The following is an 11857-nucleotide window of genomic DNA, read 5'->3' on the forward strand; positions in this document are numbered from 1 at the left end:
ATGCCGTCGATATGACGATCGTTGATGCTTTTATCGACAGTTGTGATGCTACACACTGACAACGATCCGGCCTAGCATGGCTCTACCGAACGACAACGCAAGGAGACCGCCATGACCCGCCTGCATCCCGTCAATGCTTCCCACCCGCACCGCGTACTGATCCTGGGCGCGGGCCATATCGGCCGTGCCATTGCGCTGCTATTGGAGGACGCGGGCAGCTACACGCTCACCGTGGCCGACCGCGACGCCGCCGCACTGAAGCGCCTGCAGGTCAACAACGCCGCCACCTTGCAGGTGACGGATGACGCCATGCTGGAGGCTGCCATTGCCGGGCACCATGCGGTACTCAACGCACTGCCGTTCCACCAAGCCGTGCCGGTGGCCACGCTGTGTGCACGCCATGGCGTGCACTACTTCGACCTGACGGAGGACGTGGCCAGCACCCGCGCCATCCAGGCGCTGGCCGAAGGCGCGTGCAGCGCGCTCATGCCGCAGTGCGGGCTGGCGCCCGGCTTCATCGGCGTGGTGGGCAACGCCCTGGCGCAGCGCCTGGACCGCGTGGAAGGGCTGCAACTGCGCGTGGGGGCGCTGCCGCGCTACCCCCAGGGCGCCCTGCGTTACGCAATGACCTGGAGCACCGAGGGCCTGATCAACGAATACTGCAACCCGTGCGACGCCATCGTGCAGGGCCGGCGCACCAGCGTGCCTGCGCTCGACGGGTTGGAAACGCTGCTGATCGACGGCGTGGAATACGAGGCTTTCAATACCTCGGGCGGCCTGGGCACGTTGCCCCAGACCTGGGAGGGGCGCGTGCGGCAGCTCGACTATAAGTCGGTGCGCTACCCCGGCCACCATGCCATCCTGCAACTGCTGCTGCACGAGCTGCGCCTGCGCGACCGGCGCGACCTGCTCAAGGAATTGCTGGACGGCGCCGTCCCGACCACGCAGCAAGACGTGATCGTGATCCTCGCCAGCGCGCGCGGCCAGCGAGGCGGCCGGTTGGTGCAGGAAAGCTATGCTGCCCACATCCTGGGCGCATCGGTGCGCGGGCAGATGCTCAGCGCCATCCAACGCACCACGGCCGCGGGCATCTGCGCGGCGCTGGACCTGGTCATGGCGGGCCAGCTTCCGCAGGCCGGTTTCATCGGGCAAGAGCAGATCGCACTGGAGGACTTCCTGGCCAATCGGTTCGGGCGCATCTACCACGTGCCGGGAAGCGAGGGGGACGCCGAGTCGGCCCAGGCCCCGCTTGCGCGGTCATTGCAAGCGGTGGGGGCCTGATCAGCGCTTTTGGTACATCGCCTCGATGGCGGCCGCGTAGTGCGCCATGAGGTTGGTGCGTTTGAGCTTGAGCGTGGGTGTCATGAACGCGTTCTCGATCGTCCATGGCTCGCGCACCAGATGCACGGCGCGCGGCACCGCATAGCGCGGGAAGCCGGCCGCCAGCTTCTCGATGCGCGCCAGTGCCGCCCGTTGGGCGCTGGGGTGCGCAAGGCTGGCAGGGTCGTTGGCGTCCAGGCCCAGTTGCCCGGCCAGTTGGCGCCACTCTTCGGCATGCACCACGGCCACGCAGGCGATGAAGGGGCGCTGCTCGCCCACCACAAAGGCCTGCTCGAACAGCGCATCGGCGGTGATGGCCAGCTCCAGGTCGGCCGGCGGCACCTTCTCGCCCGTGGAGGTGACGATGATTTCCTTGATGCGCCCCAGGATGCGGATGCGGCCGCCGACGATCTCGGCCTGGTCGCCCGTGCCCAGCCAGCCGTCGGCGGAGACGGTGCGGGCCGTATCCTCGGGGCGCTTCCAGTAGCCCTTCATGACGATGGGGCCGCGCACCTGCAGTTCGCGGTTCTCGCCGATGCGCACCTCCACGCCCGGCAAGGCGCGGCCGACGGTGGACGGGTCGTTGTCCTTCAGCGTGTTCACGCTGACCACGGGCGTGGTTTCGGTCATGCCGTAGCCCTGCACCAGTTGCAGGCCCAGGCCCAGGAAGCAGTGCGCGATGGTGGGCGACAGCGGCGCGCCCCCGCTCACGGCCACGCGCACGCGGCCACCGAACTGCGCCAGCAGCGGCTTGGCCACCAGGGCACGCAACAGCGGCCAGGGCAGGGCGCGCATCCAGCCGCCCGCGCCGTCGTCCTGGGGTGCTGGCAGGCGCTGCGCGGCGCAAAACCGCTTCCAGCCCACGGCCTGCGCGGCCTGGAACAGCTGCATCTTCAAGGGCGAGGGCGACAGCGTCTCGATGAGCTTGGCATGCACGCGTTCATAAATGCGCGGCACCGACACCAGCACCGTGGGGCGCACATTCTTCAAATCCTCCGCCAGTTGCGCCACCGAGCGCGCGTAGACCACGCAACTGCCCGAGGCCATGGGCAGGTAGTAGCCGCCCGTGCGCTCGAAGGTGTGCGACAGCGGCAGGAAGGACAGGAACACATCCTGTGGCGTGGGGGCAATGCGCTCCAGCACCGCCTTCACGTCGGCCACCACGTTGGCATGGCTGAGCATCACCCCCTTGGGCTTGCCGGTGGTGCCGCTGGTGTAGACGATCGCCGCCAGATCCTTAGGGCCGGGCGGCGGGGGCAGCGGCGTATCTGCCGCGGCATGCTGCAGCCAGGCAGCCAGCGGTGCGACCGGTACGTCCTGCTCGGCGGCGGTGGGCAGGTCGGTGCTGGCGTTGGTCGTCACCACGCCCATCAGGTGCGGCAGCGGCATGCCCACGTCGCGGATGCGCCGCCATTGCTCGGGCTCTTCCACGACGAGCAGCGACACCTCGGCATCCGCCAGGATGTAGGCAATGCTCCCCGGATTGTCGATGGCATGCAGAGGCACGGGCACACAGCCCGTGGCCATCACGGCCTGGTCGATGCTCATGGCATCCAGCCCGTTGGGCAGCAGGATGGCGATGCGCGCCCCCTGTGGCAGGCCCGATGCGGCAATGGCGCGGCTGCACTGCTGCACGCGCTCCTGGGTCTGTGCCCAGGTCAGGCTGATCCACTGGCCGGTGCCGGGGTCGCAGGCACGGTAGGCCTCGCTGTGGGGAGTGAGGGCGGCGCGGAACGCCAGCAGTTCGGGCAGCGTCTGCACGCCGCGCAGGTCGGGGGTGGGGGAATTCATGCGTGCAATACGTGCAGTGCGTGCCGGCAGGGCTGGGCGCCATTGCGGAGCCAAGCCGCCGGGCAAAAAGCGGAATCATAGGCCGGGCACGCGCGTTTTCGCACGATCGTTCGCAAACTTGTCGCTCGCGCGACGGAAAAAAGAACGGCGGATGGGGGGCGGGCCCGGTCAGCCCGCTGCCTCCAGCCCATGCGCGAAATGCGCAGACATGGCGGCCACTGTGGCCTGCGGGTCGCGCGCGCGCAGCGCGGCCAGGATGGTTTCGTGCTCGGCCAGCGAATCCTCGATGCGTCCCTGCTTGAGCAGCGAGTTGTGACGGTTGAGCTTCATGACCTTGCGCAGGTCGGCCACCATCTGGCTGCGCCAGCGGTTGTCGGCCATCTCCAGCAGGCGCATGTGGATGCGCTCATTGATGGTGAAGAAGCGGTCGCGGTCCTGCACGGCGGCGGCCAGGTCGGCATGCAGCTGCTCCAGTTCGCGCAGTTGCTCCGGCGTGGCGCGGGCGGCCACCACGCCTGCGGCGTCGCTCTCCAGCAGGCTGAGCAGGTGGTAGACATCGTGCAGGTCCTTGTCGGACATCTCGGTCACGTAGGCGCCGCGGCGCACCTTCATGGTGACCAGGCCTTCCGCCGCCAGCACTTTGAGTGCTTCGCGCAAAGGCGTGCGGCTGATGCCGAACTCCTCGGCGATCTTCAGCTCGTCGATCCAGCTGCCAGGCTCCAGCTCGCGCCGGAAGATGCGCTGGCGCAGTTGCTCCGCCACTTGTTCATAGAGTGCGCGGGGAGTGAGGGTGACGGCTGACATGGGCGGACTGTACCTGAAAAAAACTAAGAATTAATAATTACAGATCAGGTAAACTCCGCAAAATTGCGAAAACGCAGCACGCATAACCACATCTCTTTGCCATCTTTGCGAAAGCGCCCCCGCCATGAGCAGCCATCCTGATCCCATCTTCCAGTCCGCCGACCTTGCCGCCTGGGCCAAGGCCGCGGCCAAGTCCGCGCCCGGCGGCGACGTGAATGCCCTGAACTGGGTGACGCCCGACGGCATCAGCGTGAAGCCCCTGTACACGGCGCAAGACACGCAGGACCTGCCCTACGCCAACACGCTGCCGGGCTTCGAGCCCTACCTGCGCGGCCCGCAGGCCACCATGTACGCCGTGCGCCCCTGGACCATCCGCCAGTACGCGGGCTTTTCCACGGCCGAAGAATCCAACGCCTTCTACCGCAAAGCGCTGGCCGCGGGCGGGCAGGGTGTGTCGGTGGCCTTTGACCTGGCCACGCACCGCGGCTACGACAGCGACCACCCGCGCGTGACGGGCGACGTGGGCAAGGCGGGCGTCGCCATCGACAGCGTGGAGGACATGAAGATCCTGTTCGACGGCATTCCGCTGGACAAGGTGTCTGTTTCCATGACCATGAACGGCGCCGTGCTGCCGGTGCTGGCGGGCTACGTGGTGGCAGCGGAGGAGCAGGGCGTGAGCCAGGACAAGCTGGCCGGGACCATCCAGAACGACATCCTCAAGGAGTTCATGGTCCGCAACACCTACATCTATCCGCCCAAGCCGTCGATGCGCATCATCGGCGACATCATCGAGTACACGAGCAAGAACATGCCCAAGTTCAACTCGATCTCGATCTCGGGCTACCACATGCAGGAAGCCGGCGCCAACCAGGCCCTGGAACTGGCCTTCACCCTGGCCGACGGCAAGGAATACGTGAAGACGGCCATCGCCAAGGGCATGGACGTGGACGATTTTGCCGGGCGCCTGTCGTTCTTCTGGGCGATCGGCATGAACTTCTACCTGGAGATCGCCAAGATGCGCGCCGCGCGCCTGCTGTGGTGCCGCATCATGAAAGGGTTCAACGCCAAAAACCCCAAGAGCCTGATGCTGCGCACCCACTGCCAGACGTCGGGGTGGTCGCTCACCGCGCAGGACCCGTACAACAACGTGGTGCGCACCACCATCGAGGCCATGGCGGCCGTGTTCGGCGGCACGCAAAGCCTGCACACCAACGCGCTGGACGAAGCCATCGCGCTACCCACCGAATTCAGCGCACGCATCGCGCGCAACACGCAGCTCATCATCCAGGAAGAGACCCACATCACCAACGTGATCGACCCCTGGGCCGGCTCCTACATGATGGAAAAGCTCACCCAGGACATGGCCGACGCCGCCTGGAAGATCATCGAAGAGGTCGAGGCGATGGGCGGCATGACCGCCGCCGTGGACTCCGGCTGGGCCAAGCTCAAGATCGAGGCCGCGGCTGCGGAAAAGCAGGCGCGCATCGATTCGGGCAAGGAAGTCATCGTGGGCGTGAACAAGTACAAGCTTGCCAAGGAAGACCCGGTGGACATCCTTGAGGTGGACAACGTCAAGGTGCGCGAGAACCAGATCGCGCGCCTCAACGCCATCAAGACAAAACGCGATCAAACCCAGGTCCAACAAGCGCTGGCTGCTCTTACTTCTGCAGCAGCAAGCGGCCAGGGCAACCTGCTGGATCTGTCGATCCAGGCGATTCGCGCACGCGCCACGGTGGGCGAGGTGTCCGACGCGCTGGAAAAAATCTTCGGGCGCCACCGCGCCGATACGCAAAAGGTGACCGGTGTGTACGCTGCTGCCTACGACTCGGCCGAAGGCTGGGAAAAGCTCAAGGGTGAAATCGATCAGGCAGCCGAACAGCTCGGTCGCCGCCCGCGCGTGATGATCGCGAAGCTCGGCCAAGACGGCCACGACCGCGGTGCCAAGGTGGTGGCCACGGCCTTTGCCGACCTGGGGTTCGATGTCGACATGGGCCCGCTGTTCCAGACCCCCGAGGAGTGCGCGCGCCAGGCCATCGAGAACGACGTGCACGCGGTGGGCGTCTCCACCCTGGCCGCGGGCCACAAGACGCTGGTGCCCGCCATCATCGAAGAACTGAAAAAGCAGGGCGCCGACGACATCATCGTCTTCGTGGGCGGCGTGGTGCCCGCGCAGGACTACGACTTCCTCTACGGTGCAGGCGTCAAGGGCGTCTATGGCCCCGGCACGCCGATCCCGGCCAGCGCCAAGGACGTGCTGGAGCAAATCAAGAAGGCGCAGGCGCAGTGACCCCCCAGCAGCTGCAAGAAGGCATCCTGCACGGCACGCCCGCCGTGCGGCGCCGCGCCATGGCCAAGGCCATCACGCTGCTGGAATCCACGCGGGCCGACCATCGCACGCAGGGCGACGAACTGCTCACCGCGCTGCTGCCGCACACGGGCCGGGCGTTTCGCCTCGGCATCAGCGGCGTGCCTGGCGTGGGCAAGAGCACCTTCATCGAAGCCTTGGGCCTGCACCTGATCGCACAAGGCCTGAAGGTGGCGGTGCTGGCCATCGACCCGTCATCCACCGTCTCGGGCGGCTCCATCCTCGGTGACAAGACGCGCATGGAGCACCTGTCGGTCCAACCCGATGCCTACATCCGCCCCAGCCCGTCCAGCGGCACGCTGGGCGGCGTGGCCGAGAAGACGCGCGAGGCCATGCTGGTGTGCGAGGCTGCGGGCTATGACGTGGTCATCATCGAGACCGTGGGCGTGGGCCAGAGCGAGATCGCCGTGCAGGGCATGACCGACATGTTCTGCGTGCTGCAGTTGCCCAACGCGGGCGACGACCTGCAGGCCATCAAGAAAGGTGTGATGGAGCTGGCCGACCTGGTGGTCATCAACAAGGCCGACATCGACCCGCACGCCGCCACACGCGCGCAGGCGCAGATCACTTCCAGCCTGCGCCTGCTGTCCATGCATGGCAACCCCGAGCATGCGCACCACGACGAATCCCTGTGGACGCCGAAGGTCATCACGCTCAGCGCGCTGAAAGGCGAGGGGGTGGATGGCTTCTGGGCCGCGGTGCAGGAGTTCCGCCGCCTGCAGACGGCCAACGGCCGCCTGGCCGCGCGGCGCGAGCGGCAATCCCTGGCGTGGATGTGGGAGCGCATCGACGCAGGCCTGAAGCAGGCCTTCCGCCAGCACCCGCAGGTGCGCGAGCTGCTGCCCCGCCTGCAGCAGGACGTGACCGCGGGGCGCATAGCGGCTTCCACTGCAGCACGAAATCTGCTTGCAGCGCAATCTGGACAAGCGCTGCAAGCTACTATTTAAATAGCACTTCACTGAAAGAGCGACCATGCAAGACATCCTGGATCAACTGGAGAAAAAGCGCGAACTCGCCCGCCTGGGCGGTGGCCAGAAGCGCATCGACGCCCAGCACAAGAAGGGCAAGCTCACCGCGCGCGAGCGCATCGAGCTGCTGCTGGACGACGGCACCTTCGAGGAATGGGACATGTTCGTGGAGCACCGCTGCACGGACTTCGGCATGGAGAACACCAAGATCCCCGGTGACGGCGTGGTCACCGGCTACGGCATGATCAACGGCCGCCTGGTGTTCGTGTTCAGCCAGGACTTCACGGTGTTCGGCGGCGCGCTGTCCGAGACCCACGCCGAGAAGATCTGCAAGGTCATGGACCAGGCCATGAAGGTCGGCGCGCCGGTGATCGGCCTGAACGACTCGGGCGGCGCGCGCATCCAAGAGGGCGTGGCTTCCCTGGGTGGCTACGCCGACGTGTTCCAGAAGAATGTGCTGGCGTCCGGCGTGATCCCGCAGATCAGCATGATCATGGGCCCCTGCGCGGGCGGAGCGGTATACAGCCCGGCCATGACCGACTTCATCTTCATGGTCAAGGACAGCTCGTACATGTTCGTGACCGGCCCCGAGGTCGTGAAGACCGTCACGCACGAAGAGGTCACGGCCGAAGAACTGGGCGGCGCCATCACGCACACCACCAAGAGCGGCGTGGCCGACATGGCCTTCGAGAACGACGTGGAGGCGCTGATGATGCTGCGCCGCCTGTACAACTACCTGCCGCTCAACAACAAGGAAAAGGCGCCCGTGCGCCCGAGCAACGACCCGGCCGATCGCGCCGACCTGTCGCTGGACACGCTGGTGCCCGACAACCCCAACAAGCCGTATGACATGAAGGAGCTGATCGTCAAGACGGTGGACGACGGTGACTTCTTTGAGCTGCAGCCCGAGTACGCCAAGAACATCATCATCGGCTTTGCCCGCATGGAAGGCCAGACCGTAGGCATCGTGGCCAACCAGCCGCTGGTGCTGGCGGGCTGCCTGGACATCAAGTCCAGCATCAAGGCCGCGCGCTTTGTGCGCTTTTGCGATGCGTTCAACATCCCCGTGGTCACGTTTGTGGACGTGCCCGGTTTCATGCCAGGCACCAGCCAGGAATACGGCGGCATCATCAAGCACGGCGCCAAGCTGCTCTACGCGTACGCCGAATGCACGGTGCCGAAGATCACCGTCATCACGCGCAAGGCCTACGGCGGCGCGTACGACGTGATGAGCTCCAAACACCTGCGCGGCGACGTGAACCTGGCCTGGCCGAACGCCGAGATCGCCGTGATGGGCGCCAAGGGCGCGGTGGAGATCATCTTCCGCGAGGACAAGAACGACCCCGCCAAGCTGGCCGCCCGCGAGGCTGAGTACAAGGCGCGCTTTGCCAACCCGTTCGTCGCCGGCGCACGCGGCTTCATCGACGACGTGATCCTGCCGCATGAGACACGCAAGCGCATCTGCCGCAGCCTGGCCATGCTCAAGAACAAGCAGCTCGATAACCCGTGGCGCAAGCACGGGAACATTCCGCTGTAAGCAGGCCAGGCCGGCAATGACGCACACCCGCCCCGTATTTTTCTCCCGGGTCGATGCCTGGATCCCGGCCATCGGTCCCGTGACCGGTCTTGCCGCGGTCGGCATGGCGCTGCCGCCGGCCCTGCGCTCGGGCGCTACGGCCGAGGTGGCCGTGCTCGGGATCGTGCTCGCGTCCACGCTGATTCTGCCGATCTGGCTGCTGCTCGATACCCACTACACGTTCACGGCGGACACGCTGCGCGTGCAGTGCGGCCCATTTTGCTGGCGCATCGCGCTGGCCGAGGTGTCCGAGGTGTCGCCCTCGCGCAGCTGGGTGTCTTCGCCCGCGCTTTCGCTGGACCGCCTGCGCATCCGCTATGGAAGAGGGCGCAGCATTTTGCTATCGCCGCGCGAGAAGCAGCGGTTTGTGGAGCAGCTGCGTCAGCAGTGCCCCCACGTTTTAGTTACCGGTTTTTGAATTCCCTCCTGAGGAACTCGTCATGTTCACCAAAATTCTGATTGCCAACCGAGGCGAAATCGCCTGCCGCGTGATAGCCACGGCCAAGAAGATGGGCATTGCCACCGTGGCCGTCTACTCCGACGCCGACAAGGACGCGCGCCATGTCAAGCTGGCCGACGAGGCCGTGCACATCGGCGCCGCGCCCAGCCGCGAGTCGTATCTGCTGGCCGACAAGATCATTGCCGCCTGCAAGCAGACCGGCGCGCAGGCGGTGCATCCGGGCTACGGCTTCCTGTCCGAGAACGAAGCCTTCGCCAAGCGGGTGGAGGAGGAGGGCATCGTCTTCATTGGCCCCAAGCATGCGGCGATCGCCGCCATGGGCGACAAGATCGCTTCCAAGAAGCTGGCCAACCAGGCGGGTGTGAACACCATCCCCGGATACAACGACCCCATCGCCGGGCCCGAGGCCGCGGTGGAGATCGCCAAGGGCATCGGCTACCCGGTGATGATCAAGGCCTCGGCCGGTGGCGGCGGCAAGGGCCTGCGCGTGGCGTTCAATGACAAGGAAGCCTTTGAAGGCTTTGCCAGTTGCCAGAACGAGGCGCGCAACAGCTTTGGCGACGACCGCATCTTCATCGAGAAGTTCGTGCAGGAGCCGCGCCACATCGAGATCCAGGTGCTGGGCGACGCCCACGGCAACGTGATCTACCTGAACGAGCGCGAATGCTCCATCCAGCGTCGCCATCAGAAGGTGATCGAGGAGGCGCCATCCCCCTTCATCAGCGACGCCACCCGCAAGGCAATGGGCGAGCAGGCCGTGGCCCTGGCCAAGGCCGTGGGCTACCAGAGCGCCGGCACGGTGGAGTTCGTGGTCGGCAAGGACCAGGACTTCTACTTCCTGGAGATGAACACCCGCCTGCAGGTGGAGCACCCGGTGACCGAGTGCATCACCGGCCTGGATCTGGTGGAACTCATGATCCGCGTGGCCGCCGGCGAAAAGCTCACCATCCGCCAGGAGGACGTGAAGCGCGACGGCTGGGCCATCGAGTGCCGCATCAACGCCGAGGACCCGTTCCGCAACTTCCTGCCCTCCACCGGACGGCTGGTGCGTTTCCAGGCGCCGGAGGAGTCCATGTTCCAGGGCGACACGACCAAGAAGTATGGCGTGCGCGTGGACACGGGTGTGTTCGAAGGCGGTGAAATCCCGATGTACTACGACTCGATGATCGCCAAGCTCATCGTGCACGGCCAGGACCGCAACGACGCCATCGAAAAGATGCGCGCTGCGCTCAACGGCTTCGTGATCCGCGGCATCAGCAGCAACATCCCTTTCCAGGCGGCGCTGCTGGCGCACCCGAAATTCGTGGCCGGCCAATTCAACACCGGCTTCATTGCCGAGCACTACGGCAAGGGCTTCGCCGCCGAAGACGTGCCACACGACGACCCGCTGTTCCTGGTGGCGCTGGCGGCGTACATGAACCGCCGCTACCGCGCGCGTGCATCGGGCATCAGCGGCCAGCTCACGGGTCATGAGGTGCAGGTGGGCGCGCAGTTCACCGTGGTGGTGCTGGGCGCACAGGGCAACAACATCCACCATGAAGTGACGGTCACCGACTATGAGCCAGAGAGCCGCTCCAGCGCCGTGACCATCGGCAACACCACCTACCGCATCAGCAGTACGGCCGGCCTGGGCGACATCCGCGTGCAGGGCCAGTGCAACGGCAAGGGCTTCACGGCGCAGGTGGAGCGCGGTACGGCCAAGAACCCGCTGGCGCTGCGCATCAGCCACAACGGTACGCAGATCGACGCGCTGGTGCTGTCGCCGCTGGGCGCAAGGTTGCACCAGCTCATGCCCTTCAAGGCGCCACCGGACCTGTCCAAGTTCCTGCTGTCGCCCATGCCGGGCCTGCTGGTGGACGTCGCGGTGCAGCCGGGCCAGAAGGTGCAGGCCGGCGAGAAGCTGGCCGTGATTGAGGCCATGAAGATGGAGAACATCCTCTTCGCGGCGCAGGACGGCGTGGTGGGCAAGATCGTCGCGGGCAAGGGCGAATCGCTGGCGGTGGATCAGGTCATCCTGGAATTTCAGTGAAAACAGCACCTAACGCTTGTCCTGCAAGCGCTAGCAGCTATCAATAAAGGAGTAAATGGATGACACGCCCCTTCAAAGTGCTGGGCATCCAGCAGGTGGCCATCGGCGGCACCGACAAGCAGCGCATGAAGACCTTATGGGTGGACATGCTCGGCCTCACGCAGACGGGTACCTTCCAGAGCGAGCGAGAGAACGTGGACGAGGACATCCTTGCCATGGGGCAGGGCGCCTTCAAGGTGGAGGTGGACATCATGCAGCCCCTGGACATCGAGAAAAAGCCTGCCGTGCACGCCACGCCGCTGAACCACATCGGCCTGTGGATCGATGACCTGCCCAAGGCGGTGGAATGGCTGACCGCACAGGGTGTGCGCTTTGCGCCCGGGGGCATCCGCAAAGGCGCGGCGGGCTACGACATCACCTTCCTGCATCCCAAGAGCAATGACGAGTTCCCGATCGCCGGGGAGGGTGTCCTGATCGAACTGGTGCAGGCGCCGCCCGAGGTGATCGCGGCGTTGGGTTGAAAAGGACAAGCTTCGACGAAGCA

General features: G+C 65.8%; 9 protein-coding genes. 7 read left to right on the forward strand and 2 right to left on the reverse strand.

All coding sequences use genetic code 11. The annotated features are described in order from the left end of the window. The first annotated feature begins 111 nt into the window (after nucleotides 1–111). Complete coding sequence (locus BV908_RS07115) at nucleotides 112–1281, forward strand: saccharopine dehydrogenase NADP-binding domain-containing protein (RefSeq protein WP_103737673.1); 1170 nt, start codon at nucleotides 112–114, stop codon at nucleotides 1279–1281. Here the strand turns inward: BV908_RS07115 and BV908_RS07120 are convergent, their stop codons facing one another. Then, nucleotides 1282–3111 carry a long-chain fatty acid--CoA ligase gene (locus BV908_RS07120; RefSeq protein WP_103737674.1) on the reverse strand — a complete coding sequence of 610 codons (1830 nt, stop codon included), beginning with the start codon at nucleotides 3109–3111 and terminating at the stop codon, nucleotides 1282–1284. A gap of 168 nt (nucleotides 3112–3279) precedes the next feature. Then, entirely contained in the window at nucleotides 3280–3915 is a 636-nt protein-coding gene (locus BV908_RS07125; RefSeq protein ID WP_015913371.1) for a GntR family transcriptional regulator, read from the reverse strand. A gap of 124 nt (nucleotides 3916–4039) precedes the next feature. On the opposite strand from BV908_RS07125, the gene scpA reads away from it, so the two are divergent. Genes scpA through BV908_RS07155 form a run of 6 tightly spaced genes read left to right on the forward strand, consistent with a single transcriptional unit; the run spans nucleotide 4040 to nucleotide 11834 of the window. Next, a complete protein-coding gene (scpA, locus tag BV908_RS07130; protein WP_103737675.1) occupies nucleotides 4040–6202 on the forward strand; it encodes a methylmalonyl-CoA mutase in 2163 nt (720 codons plus the stop codon). Then, the gene (meaB, locus tag BV908_RS07135; RefSeq protein WP_084002089.1) at nucleotides 6199–7227 is read left to right on the forward strand and encodes a methylmalonyl Co-A mutase-associated GTPase MeaB; all 1029 of its coding nucleotides are present in this window, start codon (nucleotides 6199–6201) and stop codon (nucleotides 7225–7227) included. Before scpA ends, meaB begins: the two co-directional genes overlap by 4 nt. Before the next feature lie 25 nt (nucleotides 7228–7252). Further along, on the forward strand, nucleotides 7253–8785 hold the full coding sequence (locus BV908_RS07140; protein WP_103737676.1) for an acyl-CoA carboxylase subunit beta: 1533 nt from the start codon (nucleotides 7253–7255) through the stop codon (nucleotides 8783–8785). A gap of 16 nt (nucleotides 8786–8801) precedes the next feature. After that, nucleotides 8802–9242, forward strand: coding sequence for a PH domain-containing protein (locus tag BV908_RS07145; protein ID WP_103737677.1), 441 nt, complete (start codon nucleotides 8802–8804; stop codon nucleotides 9240–9242). Nucleotides 9243–9264: 22 nt separating this feature from the next. After that, nucleotides 9265–11313, forward strand: a complete 2049-nt coding sequence (locus tag BV908_RS07150) for an acetyl/propionyl/methylcrotonyl-CoA carboxylase subunit alpha (protein WP_103737678.1) — start codon at nucleotides 9265–9267, stop codon at nucleotides 11311–11313. 59 nt (nucleotides 11314–11372) lie between these two features. Continuing rightward, complete coding sequence (locus BV908_RS07155; protein WP_015913377.1) at nucleotides 11373–11834, forward strand: VOC family protein; 462 nt, start codon at nucleotides 11373–11375, stop codon at nucleotides 11832–11834. Nucleotides 11835–11857 lie beyond the last annotated feature (23 nt).

It is taken from the genome of Diaphorobacter sp. LR2014-1 (genome assembly GCF_002916785.1).
GTDB lineage: Bacteria > Pseudomonadota > Gammaproteobacteria > Burkholderiales > Burkholderiaceae_C > Diaphorobacter > Diaphorobacter nitroreducens.